This window comes from Oceanibaculum nanhaiense (assembly GCF_002148795.1).
Taxonomy (GTDB): domain Bacteria; phylum Pseudomonadota; class Alphaproteobacteria; order Oceanibaculales; family Oceanibaculaceae; genus Oceanibaculum; species Oceanibaculum nanhaiense.
The window spans coordinates 15,661-35,809 of the sequence record NZ_MPOB01000015.1; the positions used below are offsets into that span (position 1 = coordinate 15,661).

17 protein-coding genes are annotated in these 20,149 nt (G+C 65.0%); 14 read left to right on the plus strand and 3 right to left on the minus strand.

Translation table 11 applies throughout. The features are described 5' to 3' along the window. The first annotated feature begins 51 nt into the window (after positions 1–51). The 7 genes from BKM74_RS17390 to BKM74_RS17420 all read left to right on the plus strand — a co-directional run bounded on the left by BKM74_RS17390 (position 52) and on the right by BKM74_RS17420 (position 8,747). Positions 52–825, plus strand: coding sequence for a hypothetical protein (locus tag BKM74_RS17390; protein ID WP_086466984.1), 774 nt, complete (start codon positions 52–54; stop codon positions 823–825). Between the two features lie 103 nt (positions 826–928). Next, on the plus strand, positions 929–2,032 hold the full coding sequence (locus tag BKM74_RS17395) for an efflux RND transporter periplasmic adaptor subunit (RefSeq protein WP_086466985.1): 1,104 nt from the start codon (positions 929–931) through the stop codon (positions 2,030–2,032). Positions 2,033–2,044: 12 nt separating this feature from the next. Beyond that, positions 2,045–5,128: an efflux RND transporter permease subunit gene (locus BKM74_RS17400; protein ID WP_086466986.1), complete on the plus strand. Its 3,084-nt coding sequence runs from the start codon at positions 2,045–2,047 to the stop codon at positions 5,126–5,128. Between the two features lie 118 nt (positions 5,129–5,246). Next, a complete protein-coding gene (locus tag BKM74_RS17405) occupies positions 5,247–6,377 on the plus strand; it encodes an ABC transporter permease (RefSeq protein WP_086466987.1) in 1,131 nt (376 codons plus the stop codon). Further along, positions 6,361–7,128, plus strand: coding sequence for an ABC transporter ATP-binding protein (locus BKM74_RS17410; RefSeq protein ID WP_086466988.1), 768 nt, complete (start codon positions 6,361–6,363; stop codon positions 7,126–7,128). The genes BKM74_RS17405 and BKM74_RS17410 overlap by 17 nt, the downstream gene beginning before the upstream one ends. 12 nt (positions 7,129–7,140) lie before the next feature. After that, positions 7,141–8,127, plus strand: coding sequence for an MlaD family protein (locus BKM74_RS17415; RefSeq protein ID WP_086466989.1), 987 nt, complete (start codon positions 7,141–7,143; stop codon positions 8,125–8,127). A gap of 20 nt (positions 8,128–8,147) precedes the next feature. Continuing rightward, positions 8,148–8,747 carry an ABC-type transport auxiliary lipoprotein family protein gene (locus BKM74_RS17420; protein WP_176342601.1) on the plus strand — a complete coding sequence of 200 codons (600 nt, stop codon included), beginning with the start codon at positions 8,148–8,150 and terminating at the stop codon, positions 8,745–8,747. A gap of 69 nt (positions 8,748–8,816) precedes the next feature. Here BKM74_RS17420 and BKM74_RS17425 read toward each other — a convergent pair whose 3' ends face one another. After that, positions 8,817–10,868: a TRAP transporter large permease subunit gene (locus tag BKM74_RS17425; protein WP_086466991.1), complete on the minus strand. Its 2,052-nt coding sequence runs from the start codon at positions 10,866–10,868 to the stop codon at positions 8,817–8,819. A 307-nt stretch (positions 10,869–11,175) separates the two neighbouring features. Here BKM74_RS17425 and dctP point away from each other — a divergent pair, with 307 nt between their 5' ends. From dctP to BKM74_RS17440, 3 genes are all read left to right on the plus strand, one after another. Continuing rightward, a complete protein-coding gene (gene dctP / locus BKM74_RS17430; RefSeq protein WP_176342602.1) occupies positions 11,176–12,219 on the plus strand; it encodes a TRAP transporter substrate-binding protein DctP in 1,044 nt (347 codons plus the stop codon). Positions 12,220–12,303: 84 nt separating this feature from the next. Next, complete coding sequence (locus BKM74_RS17435) at positions 12,304–12,684, plus strand: carboxymuconolactone decarboxylase family protein (RefSeq protein ID WP_086466993.1); 381 nt, start codon at positions 12,304–12,306, stop codon at positions 12,682–12,684. A 34-nt stretch (positions 12,685–12,718) separates the two neighbouring features. Next, a complete protein-coding gene (locus BKM74_RS17440; protein ID WP_086466994.1) occupies positions 12,719–14,086 on the plus strand; it encodes an MmgE/PrpD family protein in 1,368 nt (455 codons plus the stop codon). Between the two features lie 6 nt (positions 14,087–14,092). Here BKM74_RS17440 and BKM74_RS17445 read toward each other — a convergent pair whose 3' ends face one another. Together BKM74_RS17445 and BKM74_RS17450 are read right to left on the minus strand one after the other, a co-directional pair. Beyond that, entirely contained in the window at positions 14,093–14,872 is a 780-nt protein-coding gene (locus tag BKM74_RS17445) for an SDR family oxidoreductase (RefSeq protein WP_086467018.1), read from the minus strand. A 128-nt stretch (positions 14,873–15,000) separates the two neighbouring features. Then, positions 15,001–15,984 carry a LacI family DNA-binding transcriptional regulator gene (locus tag BKM74_RS17450; RefSeq protein WP_176342603.1) on the minus strand — a complete coding sequence of 328 codons (984 nt, stop codon included), beginning with the start codon at positions 15,982–15,984 and terminating at the stop codon, positions 15,001–15,003. A 179-nt stretch (positions 15,985–16,163) separates the two neighbouring features. Here BKM74_RS17450 and BKM74_RS17455 point away from each other — a divergent pair, with 179 nt between their 5' ends. The 4 genes from BKM74_RS17455 (at position 16,164) to BKM74_RS17470 (ending at position 20,146) form a co-directional block, all read left to right on the plus strand. After that, positions 16,164–17,129, plus strand: coding sequence for an NAD(P)-dependent oxidoreductase (locus tag BKM74_RS17455; RefSeq protein WP_407668715.1), 966 nt, complete (start codon positions 16,164–16,166; stop codon positions 17,127–17,129). Beyond that, complete coding sequence (locus BKM74_RS17460) at positions 17,126–17,917, plus strand: N-acyl homoserine lactonase family protein (protein ID WP_086466997.1); 792 nt, start codon at positions 17,126–17,128, stop codon at positions 17,915–17,917. Before BKM74_RS17455 ends, BKM74_RS17460 begins: the two co-directional genes overlap by 4 nt. A 241-nt stretch (positions 17,918–18,158) precedes the next feature. Further along, positions 18,159–19,307 carry a mandelate racemase/muconate lactonizing enzyme family protein gene (locus tag BKM74_RS17465; RefSeq protein WP_086466998.1) on the plus strand — a complete coding sequence of 383 codons (1,149 nt, stop codon included), beginning with the start codon at positions 18,159–18,161 and terminating at the stop codon, positions 19,305–19,307. Between the two features lie 26 nt (positions 19,308–19,333). Next, positions 19,334–20,146, plus strand: coding sequence for an NAD-dependent epimerase/dehydratase family protein (locus BKM74_RS17470; RefSeq protein WP_086466999.1), 813 nt, complete (start codon positions 19,334–19,336; stop codon positions 20,144–20,146). Positions 20,147–20,149: the final 3 nt, after the last annotated feature.

The window sequence follows — 20,149 nt, forward strand, 5'->3', positions numbered from 1 at the left end:
CTGCTGGCATTCTCTTGCCCGCCCCTCCGGGCGCTGCGCAAAGGGTTCTGCATGCCACCCTATAACAGTGTGATCGCCGCACTTTCCGCGTTCTACATGACTGTGCTGGCCCTGGCCTTCTGGAATCTGGGCCTGCATGTCTATGCCACGCTGTCCGGTTATGACGCGCTGTTCGATGGCGATGCGCCTTTCATCCTGTTGTTCGGGCGCTATCTGCGCCCCTTCGATCTGGAAGGCATGGCGATCCGCGATGCGGTGATCGCCACCACCGGTTTCGTGATTGCGATTACCGCCTTGTTCATCGTCGTCATGGTGATGCTGGCGCAGGTGGCCCACCGCCGCCGCCGGCTGATGGTGCTGGGGGCGCTGAACATCGTGCGGCCGGCAAGTCCGCTGATCGTGCCGCTGGGCGACGAGGCCGAACCGGACCGGGTCTATCAGCTGGAGATCGATCTGGAAGTGCCACGCCCCGGCCATACGCAGATGGTGCGCGACCTGTTGCCCGATCTGCGACCGGCCCTGGAAAGCGAATTGTCCGCCCTGGCGCAGGGCAGGCTGGTTCAGCTTACCAAGGGCGAGATGGAAGTCTTCCTGACGGCATCGGCGCAGGAAATATCGGACGGCATGATCAACCGGGTGCGCGTGCGCCGGGCGAATTTCGTGATCGCGCCGGAACTGCTGGCCAGCCGGGCGATGGCGCAGGAGAACGCAGCGGGCGCGCTGCCGCCCGAGGCGGTGGTGGTGCCGATTCCCGGGATGCCGATTCCCGGGGTACCGATTCCGGGCGCGACGACAGCTGAGAGCCCATCGAGCGCTGCCGCCTAGGGCCTTTTCCGCTTGTAAGCCGCCTTGACTCTTTACGGCCCGGCTTCATTATCAAGGCATGCGGATTTACTAGATTTGCCCTTCGACACGGATACGGAAAGCAATGAGCGCAGGCTGGAAGATTCTGGCGGGGCTGGTGGTTCTTGCTGCCGCGGGTGGCGGGGTTGCCTATCATCTGAAGGATGAGGGTTCCGCCGCCGTCGCGCAGACCGAGAACAAGGCATCGCAACAGAATGCCGGCCCGGCGGTCGAGGTCGCTGAAGTGACCATCGACACGGTGCGCTCCGAGATCACCGCCATCGGCTCGTTGCTGCCGAACGAGGCGGTGTCGATCCAGCCGGAAATCGCCGGACGCATCTCGCGCATCCTGTTCGAGGATGTGCAGCAGGTGGAACGCGGCGCGCCGCTGGTCGAACTGGACAAGGAAATTCTCCAGGCCGAACTGGCGCAGGCGCAGTCCAACCTGTCGCTGTCCCGGGCGAATTTCGACCGTGCCGACACGCTGCTGAAGCAGGGCACCGGCACGGCGCGGGCACGCGACGAGGCGTGGGCCCGGCTGCGTTCCGACGAGGCCGGCCTCGATCTTGCCAAGGCGCGTCTGGAAAAGACCACGATCCGCGCGCCCTTCTCCGGCGTGCTGGGGCTGCGCAGCGTCAGCCTGGGCCGCTATGTGACGCCGGCGGACATCATCGTCACCTTGCAGCAGATCGATCCGCTGAAGGCGGAGTTCCGCGTGCCGGAAATCTATCTGACCTCGATCCGCGTCGGCCAGAAGATCGAGATGACCGCCGATGCGTTGAGCGGCCAGACCTTCACGGGCGAAATATACGCCATCGACCCGCAGATCGATGTGAATGGCCGGTCGCTGCGTATCCGCGCGCTGGTGCCCAATCCGGAGCGTTCCCTGTTTCCGGGCCTGTTCATCAGGCTGACCATTATCGCCGACACCCGGCTGAACGCCGTCCTGGTGCCCGAATCCGCGATCACGCCGGTCGGCCAGGAGCGCTTCGTCTATCGGCTGGTCGGCGACAAGGTGGCGCTGACCAAGGTCGAGCTGGGCGCGCGCCGGCCCGGCATGGTCGAGGTGCTGAGCGGGCTGAATCCGAAGGATGTCGTGGTCGTTGCCGGCCAGTTGCGTCTGCGCGACGGCATTGCCGTCGATGTGGTCGGCCGCGATGCGCCGGCCGTGACGGCGCCCGGAAGCTGATCGGAGCCACCCTTGAATATTTTCGAGCTCTGCGTCAGGCGGCCGGTCTTCGCGACGGTGATGAGCCTGATGATCCTGCTGATCGGCCTGGTCAGCTACGAGCGGCTGCCGGTCCGCGAATACCCCAACATCGACGAGCCGATCGTCTCCGTGCGCACCGACTATCTCGGCGCCAGCGCGGAAATCGTCGAATCCCAGGTGACGCAGGTTCTGGAAAGCTCGATCTCCGGCATTGAAGGCATCGAGACGATCATCTCGCAGAGCCGGCAGGAGCGCGCCAACATCACCATCCGCTTCCGTCTGGGCACCGATCCCGACGTGGCGGCCAGCGATGTGCGCGACCGCGTCAGCCGGGTGCGCGGCCGCCTGCCGGAGGAGATCGAGGAACCGGTCATTGCCAAGGTCGAGGCCGATGCCTCGCCGATCCTGTTCATCGGCTTCTCCGCCCCCGGCCGCTCCTCCATGGAGCTGACGGATTATGCCGACCGGTTCTTCGTTGACCGGCTGCAGACCCTGCCGGGCCTTGCCGAGGTGCGGATCTATGGCGAGCGGCGCTTCTCCATGCGCATCTGGATCGACCGGGCGAAGCTGGCCGGCTACAACCTGACTGTCCAGGATGTCGAGAACGCGCTGCGCCAGCAGAATGTGGAAATTCCGTCCGGCCGCATCGAGAGTCTCAGCCGCGAATTCACTGTACTGTCGCGCACCAATCTGGTGACGCCCGAGCAGTTCGAAAACGTCGTGCTGAAGGACGTCGATGGCTTCCAGGTGAAGCTGCGCGATGTCGGCCGGGCCGAACTGGGGCCATCGGACAACCGCCGTGTCTCGCGCTATAACGGCGTCAATTCGCTGACGCTGGGCGTGGTGAAGCAGGCGACCGCCAACCCGCTGGAAGTCTCCAAGGCCGTGCGGGCCGAACTGCCCAACATTCTGCGCGACCTGCCTGCGGACATGAATGCCGAGGTCGCCTTCGACACCTCGGTCTTCATCGAACGGTCCATCGACAATGTGTTCACCACGATCCTTGAGGCGGTGATCCTCGTCATCCTGGTGATCTTCTTCTTCCTGCGCAGCCTGCGCGCGACGATTATCCCGATGGTCACCATCCCGGTTTCGCTGATCGGCGCCTTCATCTTCATGTATGCGATGGGTTTCAGCATCAACACGCTGACCCTGCTGGCGATGGTGCTGGCCATCGGCCTGGTGGTCGATGATGCCATCGTCGTGCTGGAGAACGTCCATCGCCATCTGGAGATGGGCAAGACGCCCTTTGGCGCTGCCATCGTCGGCACCAAGGAAATCTCCTTCGCCGTCATCGCCATGACGATGACGCTGGCTGCCGTGTTCGCGCCGGTGGCGTTCGCCGAGGGGCGCACCGGGCGGCTGTTCATCGAATTCGCGCTGGCGCTGGCGGGTGCGGTTGTCGTGTCGGGCTTCGTCGCGCTGACGCTGACGCCGATGATGTGCTCCAAGATGCTGCAGGCGCACGAATCGCACGGCCGCCTCTACAATATGATGGAAGGCGCGTTCAACAGCTTCGCCAATGGCTATCGCCGCATCCTGCTGGCCAGCCTGAATGTGCGCTTCCTGGTGGTGCTGATCGGTGTTGGCGTCGCCGGCGCCAGCTACTTCCTGTATATGGGGCTGAAATCGGAACTGGCGCCGACCGAGGACCGCGGCACCATCAACGTGTTCTCCACCGCGCCGGAAGGCGCGACGCTGGAATTCGCCGATCATTATGCCCAGAAGTTCGAGAAGATGCTGCTGGAGACGCCGGAGGTCGAGGGCGCCATCGTCATCACCGGCTTCCCCGATGTGACGCAGTCGGTCTCCTTCGCCCGGCTGAAGAACTGGGAGGACCGGGATCGCAAGCAGCAGACCGTGGTGAATGAGCTGCAGAAGAAGCTGGTGAAGATCGCCGGCATCCGCGCCTTCGCGATCAACCGTCCCGCCTTCGGACAAAACTCGCGCGACCGGCCGATCCAGTTCGTGCTGCAGACCACCGCCAGCTATCAGGAACTGGAAACCTATCTCCAGCTGATGATGGAAGAGGCGCGGGACTATCCGGGCTTCGTCAATCTCGACGACGACCTGAAGCTGAACAAGCCGCAGCTCGACATCGACGTGAACCGCGAGAAGGCGGCCGATCTCGGCATCCCGATCTCGGTCATCGGGCGGACGCTGGAAACCCTGCTGGGCGGCCGCCAGGTGACCCGCTTCAACATGAATGGCGAGCAGTATGACGTGATCGTGCAGGTTGAAGATGCCGACCGCCGCACGCCGGGCGATCTGTCGGGTATCTATCTGCGCACGCCGCGCGGCGAGATGGTGCAGTTCTCCAACCTGGCCAGCGTGCGGGAGGTGGTCGCCCCGCGCGAGCTGAACCGCTTCAACCAGCTGCGTTCCGCCACCATCACGGCCAATCTGGCGCCGGGCTACGCGCTGGGCGAGGGGCTTGTGTTTCTGGAGGAGGCGGCCGGGCGTGTGCTGCCGGCAAATGTGCAGACCGACCTGAACGGCCAGTCGCGCGAATTCCGCCAGGCCGGGCAGGCGCTCTATGTCATCTTCCTGCTGGCGCTGGCCTTCATCTATCTGGTGCTGGCCGCGCAGTTCGAGAGCTTCACCGATCCGCTCATCATCATCCTGACCGTGCCGTTGTCGATGACCGGGGCGCTGGCCGCGCTGTATTTTACCGGCAACACGATCAACATCTACAGCCAGATTGGATTGATCACGCTGGTCGGGCTGATCACCAAGCACGGCATCCTGATCGTGGAATTCGCCAACCAGCTGCAGGAGCGCGGCATGAAGCTGCGCGAGGCGGTGGTGGAATCCGCGGTGCTGCGCCTGCGCCCGATCCTGATGACCACCGGCGCCATGGTGCTGGGCGCGGTGCCTCTGGCGCTGGCCACCGGGGCGGGTGCGGAAAGCCGGCAGGCCATTGGCTGGGTGATCGTCGGCGGCATGATCTGTGGCACCATCCTGACGCTGTTCGTGGTGCCGACCACCTATACGCTGCTGACCCGTCAGCGCGGCGGGGAGGCGCCGGAAATCATGGCCGATCCGCAGAAGCCGGTTTCCAGCCCGGCGGAGTGACCGGGGCAGCTTTCATCCCGCCATGGTTGATCCCCGCCCATTCGCATTGTAGCACTGATGCCATGGCGTGCCGCGCCGGTCGCGTGGCCGCGCTTCCTTGAGGAGGGCTTTCCAGTCCATGCCCGGTAGGGACGAGCGCATCGCCGTGTCGCGCGACGGCAACAATGTCGTGCTGACCTTGTCCGGCGAGTGGATCATGACGCGGCAGCCGCCGCGCCTGAAGGATTTGCTGTCGCCTGTCCTGCCGAAGGAGGGAGTGGGCGTAACCGTCCGGGTGCACGATCTGGGGCGCTGGGACGCGACCCTGCCGGCCTTCCTGTTCGCCTTGCAAGTGGAGGCGGCCCGGCGCGATCTGGTGCTCCGTCTGGACGGCTTGCCGGCGGCGCTGCGGGACACGCTCGATCTCGCCGGCAAGTCCGACCGGCCCGGCCTGTCCGGTCCAGTGGCGGCGGATGGTTTCGTCAGCCGGGTTGGCCTTTGGGCATTGGCCGAAATCCGGCAGCTGGGCGTCGTGCTGGGATTCCTCGGCGATGTGCTGCTGGAGCTGTTTGCTCCCCGGCGCGGCGTGCGCCAGCGTCCGCGCGCCTCGGAGACGCTGTCCCTGTTCCGCGACGCCGGTGCCGGTACGCTGGGCATCGTTTCCATCGTCACCTTGCTGGTCGGTGCCATCCTTGCCTTCGTCGGCGCGGTGCAGCTGCGTAATTTCGGCGCCGGCATCCTGGTCGCCGATCTGGTCGGCATCGCCATGGCGCGCGAGCTGGCCGCGGTGATGACCGCCATCGTGGTGGCCGGGCGCACCGGGGCCTCCTATGCCGCGCGCCTTGCCGCCATGCAGGGCAATGAGGAGATCGACGCGCTGAAGACGCTGGGCATCTCGCCGATCGCGTATCTGGTGGTGCCGCGCGTGCTGGCGCTCTCCTTCATGATGCCGCTGCTTTACATCTACGGCACTGCGATGGGGCTGCTGGGCGGACTGCTGATTGGCATCGGCCTGCTCGACCTCAGCGTCGTCGCCTATCTGGAACAGACGCGTGGCGCCATCGGGACGGCCAATTTCGCCCTTGGCTTCGTGAAGAGCATCACCTTCGGGCTGCTGGTCGCCGCCGTGGGCTGCCGCTGCGGTCTGGCGGCGGGGCGCAGCGCCGCCGATGTCGGCAAGGCGGCGACTGATGCCGTGGTCATCTCCATCGTCGGCATCATCCTGCTCGATGCCATCTTCGCGGTGTGCGCCAATGCCCTCGATATCTGAAACCGGGGCCAAAAGTGGGGCGAAGCCTTCCCTCTCGGTGCGCGGCCTGACCATGGCCTATGGCGATGTGCTGGTGCAACGCGCAGTGGAGTTCGACGTCGCGCGTGGCGAGATCTTCGTCATCATGGGCGGCAGCGGCTGCGGCAAGAGCACGTTGCTGAAGCATCTGATCGGGCTTCATCATCCCGCCGCCGGCGAAATCCTGTATGATGGCGATACCCCGCTGGAGGGGCTGGGCGATATCGCCCGGCGTTTCGGGGTGTTGTTCCAGGGCGGCGCGCTCTGGTCGTCGATGACGGTGGGCGAGAATGTCTCCCTGCCGCTGGAGCTCTTCACCAGGCTGGGGAGGGAAGAGATCGCTGCCATTGTCGCCTTCAAGCTGGCGCTTGTCGGGCTCGCCGGGCGCGAGCATCTTTATCCTGCCTCGCTCAGCGGCGGCATGCGCAAGCGCGCCGGTCTCGCGCGGGCGCTGGCGCTGGACCCGGAAATCCTGTTTCTCGACGAGCCCTCGGCCGGCCTCGATCCGATCAGCTCGCGCCGGCTCGACGACCTCATCCTGCAAATCCGCGACATGCTGGGCACCACCATCGTCATGGTGACGCATGAGCTGGCCAGCATCTTCGCCATTGCCGACAAGGCGATCTTCCTGGATGCGGACACCAAAGTGCCGGCGGCGCTCGGCAGTCCGAAGGCGATGCTCGACACTTCCGATAACAAGACGGTGCAGGCCTTCCTGCGCCGCGAAGCCTGAGCGGGAGCGGCCATGGCAGGACCCGGTGGGACGGAACGCAAGGGGGCGGTGCTGGTCGGCGGCTTCGTGATCGCCGCCCTCATCCTCGCGGTCGCGGCGGCGCTGTTCTTCGGCGCCGGGCGGCTGTTCGAGCAGCGGCTTGTTGTCGTCAGCTATTTCGACGGGTCGGTCGGCGGCCTCAGCATCGGCGCGCCGGTCAGCTTCCGCGGCGTGCCGGTTGGCCGGGTCGAGCGCATCCAGCTGCAGATCATGCCGAAAGAAGTATCGGCCCAGATCGCTGTCTATATGTCGCTGGAGCCCGGCGTGGTGCGGTTGCCGGACGGCCAGCAGACGGTGCTGCAGGTCCCCGATTTCGACAGGCTGAATGAGATCGGCCTGCGCGCCCAGCTTGTCACCTTGAGTCTGATTACCGGTCAGCTCGGCATCCAGCTCGATTTCCGCCCGGAGACGCCGGCCCGGCTGCTGGCGCTGGACAATACCGTGCCGGAGATCGCTTCGATCCGATCGGAAATTCAGGCGGTGAAGGACACCATCGCCGAACTGCCGCTGCGCGATGCGGTGGATAAGCTGATCGGCACGCTGACCGCCGTGCAGAGCCTTGCCGATGTTGCCTCGAAGGAGCTGGGCGGCATGTCCGACCGGGTCGGCACGACGATGGACCGGCTGGATGACAGCCTCGACATGGCGACGGTGGTGCTGTTGGGGCTGGAAGAAGAAGTGCGCACCGCGCTGCGCTCGGTCACCGCGCTCAGCGACGGGGCGGGGGCGGAGGTCGGCACGACGGCGGCGGATGTCCGCAAGGTGCTGGAAAATGCCGACCGTACACTGGCGCAGCTTTCCGCCCTGACCGAGACGCTGAACCAGACCATCGATGGCCGCTCTGTGCTGCGTCAGGATGCCGAATCGGCGATCCGCGACCTGGCAGTGGCGACGCGGGCGCTGCGCAGCTTCGCTGAAGCCATCGAGCGTGAACCCAACCTCCTGATCCTTGGCCGGTGAGCATGATGCGGAAATCCCTGTTGGCCCAGCCTGCCCCTCTCTTCCTACTGCTGTTGTCGGCGATCCTGCTGCTGGCTGGCTGTACGAACGGGCCGCGCGCCGATCCGCGCGTCATCGTGCTGCACAGCGCGGCTGCCGCCGTGCCGGCGGCCGAGAACCGGATGGGCCGCATCGAGGTCGCAGAATATCTGCAACGCCGCCATCTGATCTGGCGGATGTCGGAAACGCAGCTGGTGGAGCGCCGCGACCAGTTCTGGGGCGAACGAATCGAGGCGGGTATCCGCCGCGTGCTGGAGGCGGAACTGGCCGTCCTGTCGCCGTCGCTGCCGGCGGGTGCGCGCTACGATGTCAGGATAGACCGGTTCGAGCCGGGGCCGGATGGCCGGGTCGCGTTGTGGGCCGGCTGGCAGCTTGCGGCGGGCGAGGACAATGTCCTGCGCAGCGGTCAGTTCCAGGGTATGGAAGCGGTGGCAGTTCTGCCCGGCAGTGTCGGGGGCAATGCCGGGGGCAATGCCGGGGGCAACGCCGGTGTCAGCCCGGAGGCCGGGGATGCGGCCAGCGTCGCGGCAGCGATGAGCCGGCTGCTCGGCCAGCTCGCGCGGGAGATGGCGGCACGCTAGGGCCGGATCGCTTCAGCTTGAATCAGATGTCTGATGCAAGCTGAAGCGTGAATCCGCCTGGTCGATTGCTCACTTCACCTGCGATGGCAGCCAGAGAACGATTTCCGGGTAGAAATAGGTCAGCGTCAGGAAGGCCAGCATGATCGCCACGAACGGCAGCACGCCATAGACGATCTCCTTCAGCGGCACATCCCCGCCGACGCCGCGCAGGATGAACAGCACGATGCCGACCGGCGGCGTCACCAGCCCGACCTCGATCATCACCACCAGGAAAACGCCGAACCATAGCGGGTCTAGCCCGAGCGACAGGATGATCGGGAAAACCACCGGCAGCGTCATCAGCATCATCGAGATGGATTCGATGAACATGCCGAGCACGATATACAGGCAGGCGATGATGATGAGCACCATCCAGGGCGCCATCTCCGCCGCCTCGACGACGCTGACCAGGGTGCGCGGAATGCGCAGATAGTCGAACACCCAGCTCATGATCGAGGCGCCGACGACGATGAGCAGCAGGAACGAGGTGACGCGCACGGTCTCCATCGCCGTCTCGTAGATCAGCTTCCAGGTCAGGATGCCGCGGAACAGGCAGACCACGAGCGACGCGACGGCGCCAATGCCGCCCGCCTCGCTGGGTGTCGCCACACCGGCATAGAGCGATCCCAGAACCACCAGGATGATGAACAGGAAGGGAAAGACCGAGGCCGAGCCGCGAATCTTCTGCTTGAAGGTGAAGGACTCGCCACGCGGCGTCGCACCGGGACGCAGCGCCGACCAGAGGGCAACCCCGCCCATGAAGCACAGGCTGAGCAGGATGCCGGGGATCACCCCGGCCATGAACAGCTTGGTGACCGGCACACCAACCGTCGTGCCATAGATGATCATGGCGATGCTGGGCGGGATCAGGATGCCCAGCGTGGCGCCGGCAGCGACCACCCCATAGGTCAGGCGCTGGCTGTAGCCGCGCGAAATCATCTCCGGGCAGGCAACCTTGCCCATGGTCGCGGCGGTGGCGAGGCTGGAGCCGGAGACTGCCGCGAACACCGCGGAAGCGCCCACGGCGGCATGCGCGACGCCGCCCGGCGTGCGGCCGAACCAGCAGGTCAGCGCGTCGAACATCTCCCGCGCGACGCCGCTGCGGATCAGCACCGCCCCCATCAGCACGAACATCGGTACGGCGGTCAGGGTGAAGGTGTTCACGCTGTTCCACGACCGTTCGGCCAGCAGCGACAGCTGCGGCATCGGCAGCAGGAACATCAGCCCCAGCAGGCCAACGCTGCCAAGGGTCAGCGCCACGCGGACGCCCAGCACCAGAAACAGGAACAGGGTCGCCACCAGCAAAACGCCCAGCAGCAGCAGCGGGGTTCCCTTGGCCAGCCAGAAGACCATGCCGGTGCCGCCGATAACCAGCACCAGCATCAGCGCAACACGCCAACCGCTGACGACAAGGCAGCCCAGCAGCAGCGTGGCGATGATGGCAAGTGAGCCGGCATCCAGCCGGAGCCCGTCCAGATACACGGGCCGCGGGCCAAGCCAGAGCAGGAAGCCGGCAAGCAATGCGAGTCCGATCAGCAGCCCGGCCTCGATACGCCAGCCTGGCCGGGCGGCGCGCAGCAGATCGCCGAGGATGGCCAGCGCGAAAGCGGCGTAGCCGAGCGACACCGCCAGTTCGGGAATCCATTGTGGCGTCCCCAGCAAGCCCCAGTCGCGGGTGCCGTTGACATATTCCTGATAATTGAAGCTGATCATCTGCCAGCCGGTGAACAGCACGAACAGCAACCCGGCCCAGTTGGCGAAGAGATTCAGGAATGCCTGGATGTTTTCGCTAACATTGGCGAGCAGCAGCTCGACCTGCACATGATCGTCGGAACGCTGTGCCTGGGCGAGCCCCAGAAAGGTCATTCCGACCAGAAGATATGTCGCGACATCGCTGCCCCAGTAGGTCGGCTCGTTCAGGAAATATCGGGAAAACACCTCGAAACACACGATCAGCGTCATCGCGATGAGGGCGACCGCACTGAGCCCTCCCGTGAAGCGGGACACGCTGTCGATGGCACGGACGGTCTGGGACCGCGCCTTGTCGTTCGAAGCCGGGAAACTCCCGGTTCCTATGGTCATGGAATGTCTCCTGAGATGGCAATCGGCGTTGAATCGGAACGGCGGGGGGCGGTCCCTGCGCCGCCGCCGCACAAGAAAATCCACCCCCGGACTCGGGCGTCGAGGAACGCTAGCCCGGGGATTATGTCGTTGCAATGAAGGCGCATGATCGTATTATCTTGCTGCTTGTGGCCTTGTTTTTCGGCCTCCAAAAAAGGCAATGGCGTTGAGCCGGCGCCATAACCATCGGAAATTCCCCACTGTCGTTTCGAAGTATGCAGACAACAACGGGAGGAGCGCAATGTTAATGTTATCGATAACGTCTCGAATGAGGCTTCTGACAAAATCCACTGGCGGCACGGCGTTTTCGGCGCTGATGGCGCCGGTTCTGGCGATCGCCATCGCCCTTGGCGCGTCATCCACCGCCAAGGCGCAGGATTTCGACCTGACCATGGGCATCCTGCCCGCACCGAACTCGCTTTACCTGAAGATGATGCAGCAGGTGCCCGAACGCTTCGAGCGGGCGACCGGCGGCAAGGTGAAGGTGACGCTGAACGATTCGCTCGTCGGCGGCACGCAGATCACGGCCTCGGTCCGCGATGGCCGGGTGCCGATGTCGGGGGCGCTACACACCTATCTGGCGGCGGAAGAGCCGCGCATGGGCGTGTTCAACCTGCCCGGCCTGGTCAACGGCATGCCGGAATACGCCTATCTGTGCAAATCCTTCTGGTGCAAGGATGTCGAAAAGCTCTGGGCGGAGAAATGGAACTCCGTCGTCCTCGCCGAGGGCGCATGGTGCAGCCAGGCCCTGTTCTCCAAGGAGCCGATCCGCACGCTGGAGGACTTCAAGGGCAAGAAGCTGCGCGTCCATAACCCGCAGACCGCCTCGCTGATGGAAGCGGTCGGCGCCAAGCCGACGCCGCTGCCGCTGTCCGAGATTCCGCCGGCCCTCGAACGCGGCGTCATCGACGGTGTCTTCACCTCGACCTGCTATGGCAATGGCCAGGAATACTGGCGTCTTGCCCCGAACGTGCAGAACTGGAAGGTCGGCCCGATCACCGGCTGGGTCGTCATCGTCAACAAGGACATCTGGGAGAAGATCCCGGCTGATCTGCGCACCGCGATCCGCAAGGAGATGCAGGCGCTGGAGGACGAGGCGCTCTACAATTTCTACGCCCATGTCAACGAGGCCGTGGCCAACATGAAGAAGAACGGCATCGAACTGTGGACCGCGCCGCAGTCCGAGGTCGATCGCCTGACCGCCGATCAGTACTCGCAGGCGGCCTACAAGTCGTTCTACGAGCGGGCCAAGGCCGTCGGTTTCGACGGCGAGGCCTATGTGCAGAAAGCGCGCGAGGCGCTCGGCAAGTAACGCCTGGAACAAGAGACGGCACGCCTTACCGCTGTAAGGTGTGCCGTCTTTCTTTTTGCCCGAAACCATCAGGAGAATACGCATATGGACAAGGATCTGTTCGAGAAGGGCCTGGCCAAGCGCAAGGCGACGCTGGGTGCCGCCTATGTGGAAAAGAACCTCGCCGCCGCCGACGATTTCACGCGCCCCTTCCAGGAAGCCATGACCGAATGGTGCTGGGGTTTCGGCTGGGGCGACGAGGCCCTCGACCCCAAGACCCGCAGCCTGATGAACCTGACCATGCTGGGGGCGCTCGGGCGCCTGCACGAATGGGAGACGCATTGCCGCGGTGCGCTCAACAATGGCGTGACCAAGGACGAGATTCGCGCCGCTGTCCACGTCATCGCCATCTATTGCGGCGTGCCGATGGGCCTGGAATGCTTCCGCGTGGCGCGCAAGGTTCTGGAAGAAGCGGGCGAGCTGTAAAACCGCCTGCCCTCACGTAAAGGATACCGGAATCATGTCCGCGCACATCGCCGCCGATGACAGGGTGTCGGCCGTTCTGGCCGATTTCGTCGCCAACTCCCGCTGGGAAGACCTGCCGGAAACTGTCCGGCATGCCGCCCGGCGGTCGCTGCTGAACGGCCTGGCGACTGCCTTCGCCGGCAGTGGCGACAGCGCCATCGATATCGCCGCCAGGACGATGCTGCCCTTCGCAGGCACGGCGGAGGCGACGCTGATTGGCCGCGCCGAGAAGGCCGACGCGATGACCGCCGCCTTCCTGAACGCGGCGGCGATGAACGTGCATGATTTCGACGACACGCATATCCGTACCGTCATCCACCCCGCCGCCCCGGTGGCGCCGGCGCTGCTGGCGCTGGCCGAGCGGCAGCGTATATCCGGCGCGGCGCTGCTGCACGGGCTGGCGCTCGGCATCGAGGCGGCGTGCCGGATCGGCAATGCGGTCTCGCCCGGCCATTACGCGCGCGGCTGGCACATCACCGCGACCTGCGGCGTGTTCGGCGCCGCCGTGGCGGTCGGCAAGGTGCTCGGTCAGGACAGTCGGACGCTGGTGCATGCCCTGGGCGCCGCCTCGGCGCAATCCTCCGGGCTCGTGGAAACCCTCGGCTTTATGGCCAAGAGCATCGGCGTCGGCAGCGCCTGCCGCGGCGGCCTGCTGGCAGCACTGCTGGCGGAGAACGGCTTGGGCGGCCCCGAAAGGCCGCTGGAAGGGCCGCGCGGCTTCCTGACCGTCACCGGCGACAAGCCGGATTTCGGGCAGGTGACGGGTGATCTCGGGACACGGTGGGAGGTGCTGCGTAATATCCACAAGCCCTATCCCTGCGGCGTGGTGCTGTTCCCGGTGATCGACGCCTGCCTGGCGCTGAAGAATGAGCACGGCATTCAGACGGATGAGATCGAGGCGGTGACGCTGTACGGCCACCCGCTGCTGCGCCAGCGCACCGACCGTCCCAATGTCGAAACCGGTCGGGAGGCGCAGGTCAGCGCCCAGCACGCGGTTGCCGTCTGCTTCCTGACTGGCAAGGCCGGGCTGGAACAGTTCAGCGATGCGGCGGTCGCCGATCCCGAAGTGCTGGCGCTGCGGGCGCGGGTGCGGATGGAGGATGAGGCCGGCCGCGACTTCACCGGCGTGCGCGCGGTCGTCAGCCTGAAGGACGGGCGGTCCGAGGAAATCACCATTACCGACGCGAAGGGGACCGATAACGGCCCCTTGAGCGATGGCGAGATCGAGGCGAAGTTCCGCACGCTCGCCGCTTACGGCGCGCCGCACTGCCGCGATGCGGAGAAGCTGATCGACGCCGTATGGTCGCTGGATACGAGCGCAGATGCCGGCGCGATCATGGCGCTGGCGCGGCCCGCTCCTTAAATAGCCTCAGCTCGCCGACCAGGCGAGATCGACCGGCAGCACCGCGCCGTTGATATCCCGGCCGGCCGGACCGCACAGGAAGGCGACGAATTCGGCGACGCTCTCCGGCGCGATAAAGCGGCCGGACGGCTGCTTGCCGGCAAGGAAGCGGCCCACCGCCTCCTGCTCGGAGAGGCCCTGCTCCGCCATCGTGGCCTTGATGACGCGGCTGCTGTGCGTCGTGTTCACCGAGCCGGGGCAGATCGCGTTGCAGGTAATCTCGTGTTCAAGGGTTTCCATGGCGACGGCGCGGGTCAGGCCGATCAGCGCGGTCTTGGCAACGACGTAGCTGGCGCGGTTGGCGGCACCGATCATCCCGTAGATCGACGACATGTTGACGATACGGCCCCAGTTGCGGGCCTTCATGCCGGGCATGGTGCAGCGGATCGTGTTGAAGGCGGAATTCAGGTTCACCGCCATGGCACGGTCCCAGTCGGCCGGTTTGGTATCTTCGATCAGCCCGAAAAGCCGCGTCACCGCGTTATTGACCAGGATATCGACGCCGCCGAAACGCGCGTTCGCCGCCGCGACCATCGCCTCCACCTGGGCGGCATCGCCGACATCGGCGCCATCATAGATCACATCGACATCGTGCGCCTTCAGGGCCGCGATCTTGTCCGCGACCTCTGCCTCGCGCTCGATGCCGTTCAGGACGATGTTGCAGCCGCTTGCCGCCAGCCGCTCCGCGACGGCATAGCCGATCCCCGCCGTCGAACCGGTGATGAGTGCACTCCTACCCTTGAGCATGCGTGGCTTAACCTCGTTCATATCGTCAGGACACCCGCACCAGCCCAGGCTTTGCGTGTGGGCACGTATCTGTTATCGATAACATCTATTTATGCCAAGTCAAGCGGGCTGACGATGGCATTCGCCCGTCACGTGCTCTCGCGCTGGATGATGTCGAATCCCAGATCCTTGGCGATAACGCCGCCACCAAGCTTGAGGATGCGTTGCAGGAGGATGTTCGCTGAGAACATGCCGATTTCGCGGCGCGGCAGGCGCAGGGCCGTGATCCTGGGGACCAGATGATCGAGAATGTCGAGATCGTCGAAGCTGGCGATGGCGATATCCTCCGGCAGGCGGAGGTTCCGGCGCTGGCATTCCAGCGCCGCGCCGACCGCCAGTACGTCTCCGGAACAGAACACGGCGTCCGGCCGCTTCTTCAGGTCGAGCAGCCGGATCAGCGCGTCCCGGCCACCGGACAGCCCTTCCGGCGTTTCCAGGATCAGCTGCCGGTCCGGTTTGAGGTCCAGTTCCTCCAGCGCGGCCAGGTAGCCGCTGCGGCGCTGGCGCATGCGGTCATTGGTTTCCGTTGCCAGCGACACGAAGGCGATGCGGCGGTAACCCCGGCGGTGCAGATGGTGGGTCATCGCCTTCGCCGCCTCGAAATTGGAATAGCTGACCACGATGTCGATCGGATCGCGGGTCAGGTCGCCGGTTTCAATGACCGGAATGTCGGCCTTCGTCAGGATGCCGCGAATCCGGGGCGTATGGGCCGTGTTGTGCAGGATGATGCCGCTGACCTGCTGGCTGAGGAAAGCCAGCACCAGCTTTTCCTCCACTTCCAGCGAATGGCCGCTCTCGGCGATCAGCACATGGAACCCGGCCTTGCCGAGATTATCGGCGATCGCCTGGATGGTCTCGGCGAACAGCGAGTTGCGCAGGCTGGGGACAATCAGCCCGATGACATCGGAATGCCGCGAGGACAGGTTGCCGGCCAGGCGGTTGGGGATATAGCCGGTCTTCTCGATGGCGTCGCGGATGCGCTCGCGGGTCTCCTCCGACACGGTATCCGGCGCCCGCAACGCGCGCGACACGGTCATCGCCGACACCCTGGCGAGGCGCGCGACGTCGCTCATGCGCACGGATTTCGCCTGACCTGTAGAATGGGGGCCCGTAAGAACTGTGCCCGCAGGGATTTTCTTGGACATGGCCCGTGCTTCACCGCTTTGCCGAGTGACAGCGCAACTTTGCCCTTTCCAGCCGGCAGTTCCAACGGTAATGTTCCGCTTTGAATGATATCGATAACATATATTGAATGTCGATCCGCCAAGGTGTCCGCGCCGGCTGGCGGGATCGTGGCATGCCATCAGGAGACTACATGACCCAGGGCAAGGAAATCGGTTTCATCGGCATTGGCCGCATGGGGGCGCCGATGACGAAGCGGCTGCTGGATGCCGGTTACGCCGTCACCCTCTTCGACAAGAACACCGAGGCGCTGAAAGCGCTTGAGGCGGCAGGCGCCAGCATAGCGTCCTCGCCGCGCGCCATCGCCGACAAGGTCGATACCGTGCTGCTGTCGCTGCCGACACCAGCCATTGTCGAGGCCGTCGGGCGCGAACTGGCGGAAGGCAAGGCGCTGCGCACCGTCATCGATCTTTCCACCACCGGGCCGAAAGGCTCCGAGGTGCTGGCCGGCATCCTCGCCCCGGCGGGGATCGCGCTGGTCGATGCGCCGGTCAGCGGCGGCGTCGCCGGTGCCGCCAAGGGCAGCCTCGCCATCATGGCGGCGGGCGATCCTGAGCGGCTGGCCGAGACGAGGGCGATCCTCGACTGTTTCGGTAAGGTGTTCATCGCCGGCGACAAGCCGGGCATGGGCCAGACCATCAAGGTCATCAATAATCTGATGTCGGTGACGGCGCTGGCCATCGCGTCCGAGGCGCTGGTGCTTGGCAAGGCGTCGGGCCTCGACCCGGACCGGATGATCGAGATCATCAACGCCTCCAGCGGCCGTACCAACGCGACCGAGGACAAGATTCCCCGCTTCGTGCTGCCGCGCACCTTCGATTTCGGCTTCGCGCTGGAACTGTCCGACAAGGATACGCGGCTCTGTGTCGAGCATGCGGACGCGCTGGGCATGCCGATGATCGTCGGCAGCGCGGTGCGGCAGATGCTGAAGATCGCCATGGCGACACAAGGGCGGCAGGGTGACCTGACGTCGATTATCCGTCCCATCGAGGACTGGATGGGCGTCGAGGTGAAAGGCGGCGGCGCTAAATCATGAGCGACGACAGCTACGAGGTCTATGCCGTCAAATACGCGCATTTCGACCGGCCGGCCTATGAGAATTTCCTGGGCGGCGATCCGCATGATCACAACATGCCGCTGGATTATTTCGTCTGGGCCATCGTCGGCAAGCACCGCACCTTCGTGGTCGATAGCGGCTTCGAGGAAAAGACCGGCCTGGCGCGTGGCCGGATGACGACGGCGGCCCCGGCGGCCGGGCTGAAGGCCATCGGCATCGAGCCCGATGCCGTCGAGGACGTGATCATCACGCATATGCATTACGACCATGCCGGCAATCACGACCTGTTCCCCAGGGCGCGCTATCATGTGCAGGACCGGGAGATGAAGTTCTGCACCGGGCGCTGCATGTGCCATTCGACGCTGACTCATGCCTTCGAGGCCGAGGATGTGGTCGCCATGGTGCGCCGGCTGTACCAGGGCCGGGTGCAGTTCCATGACGGCTCGTCCGACATCGCGCCCGGCATTTCCGTGCATTGGGTCGGCGGCCATACCGACGGGCTGCAGGTGGTGCGTGTGAAGACAAGGCGCGGATGGGTGGTGCTGGCGTCCGATGCGTCGCATTTCTACGCCAACATGGACCAGCAGCGCCCCTTCCCGGTGGTCTGTAATGTCGGCGACATGCTGGAGGGCTACCGCACGCTCGATGCGCTGGCGGACAGCCATGCGCATATCATTCCCGGCCATGACCCGGACGTGCTGAAGCGCTACCCGGCGGCCCGGCCCGGCCTGGAGGGCTGGGTGGTGCGGCTCGACGCCGATATGTGATCCGTTTGCGCCGCAGTTGCGGAGTGTCCTGAAGCGGGGCTGGCCATCGGCCGGACACCGACCATGGACACACGCCCCATGAAATCTCCTGGTTTCCGGTCCGGTGAAAGCGGTATAGAGCCGCCCGGTCTTTTGGCGTGCGACGCCCCTCGGTTGACAAGCCAGCGCCCTATGGCGTAGCGATGTAAGCGTTTACAAATTCGGTCCCCATAAGGCCGGACCGCTATCCGAGGGAGGTCCCATGAGCAAGATTGAGCAGGTTTCCTGCACCGTTGCGCGCGTCCCGCTGGACACGGCGACGGCGTTTTCCACCCGCATGGTCCATGACCGGCATTACCTGCTGGTGAAGGTGCGCACCGATGACGGAATCGAGGGTATCGGCTTCTGCTATGTCGGCAGCGCGGCGGGCCGGCTGGGGCAGATCGCGGTGGAAGATCTGCTGGGGCCCATCGTGGTCGGCAAGGACCCGCTGACGGTCGAGAAGATCTGGAAGGACATGTACCAGGAATCGCTGCTGCAGGGCCGTATGGGCACGGTCATGCGCGCGCTCTCGGCGATTGACGTGGCGATCTGGGACCGCAACGCGCGGGCCGCCGGCCTGCCACTCTGGCAGTATCTCGGCGGATCGGCCGACAAGACTGTGCCGGCCTATGCCAGCGGCGGCTATTACCTGGAGGGCAAGACCCCCGCCATGCTGGGCGAGGAGGTGGCGGGCTATGTCGCCAAGGGCTTCAAGGCGGTGAAGATCAAGGTCGGCCGGCTCGATCCGAGGGGCGAAGAGGAGCGTATTGCCGCCGCGCGCTCTGCCATCGGCGACGATGTGCTGCTGATGCTCGACGCCAACAACGCCTGGGAAGATCTGCCGACCGCGCTGGAGTATATGCGCCGCTACGAGCCCTACGATCCGTACTGGATCGAGGAGCCGTTCAGCCCGGACGACATCGACAATCATGCAAGGCTCGCGGCGCGCACGCCGGTGACCGTGGCGACCGGCGAGATCGAATATGGCCGCTGGCGGCACAAGGAGCTGCTGGAGAAGGGCGCCGCCGGCATCCTGCAGACCGATGCGCTGGTCTGCGGCGGCATCAGCGAGTTCCGCCGCATCGCGGCGCTTGCCGCCGGCTATGGCGTGAAGATCTGCCCGCACTGGTTCCACGATCTGCATATCCATCTGGTGGCCTCCTCGTCGAACGGGCAGTTCGTGGAGTTCTTCCTCGATGACAAGGTGCTGAACTTCCGCCGTCTGGTCGGCCGCCAGCTGGAATTCGACAAGGGCAATCTGAAACTGCCGACGGAACCGGGTATCGGCTTTGACTTTGATGAACAGGCTGTCGCCAAATATGGCAGCGGCTGGGTGGGCGTCGGCCATAACAGCGCCCGGGCCGCTTAAGGAACAAGCTACCGAAGGAGGACGATATGCACCGCATCCTGATCACCGGCGCCGCCGGTTCTATCGGAACCGTGCTGCGCGAGGGGCTGCGCGGGCGCTATCCGGTTGTCCGGGTGACGGACCGCGCGGCGCTGGGGGCGGCGCAGCCGGGCGAGGAAGTGATGGAAGGCCTCGACCTCGCCGACCTCGATGGCCTGGAAGCGGCGATGCAGGGTGTCGATGCGGTCGTCCACCTGGCCGGTACGCCGGTTGAGCAGCCCTGGGAGCCGATCCTCGCCAACAACATCATCGGTCTCCACAACACCTATGAGGCGGCGCGGCGGCAGGGCGTGAAGCGCATCGTCTTCGCCAGCTCCAACCACACGATCGGCTTTCATCCGCGCGGCCGGCATATCGACGAGACCGTGCCGCCGCGACCGGATGGGCGTTATGGCGTCTCCAAGGTGTTTGGCGAGGCGATGGGGCGGCTCTATGCCGACAAGCACGGGATGGAGATCATCAATCTGCGCATCGGTTCCTTCCAGCCGAAGCCGAAGAATGTGCGCATGCTGAACACCTGGCTCAGCCATCGCGACTGCGTGCATCTGGTCGATGTCTGCCTGCGGGCGGCGGGCATCCATTTCGAAATCATCTATGGCGTGTCCGCCAACAGCCGCAACAAGTGGCATGACAGCCTCGCCGCGCGCATCGGCTACAGGCCACAGGACAATGCGGAGGAGTATGCGGCGGAAATCCTGGCGGCGATGAAGCCGGAGGATGAGAAGCTGACCGAGCGGATGTTCCATGGCGGCGAATATTGCGCCATGGAATTCGACGGCGATCTGGCGAAGATCGGGTAGGCT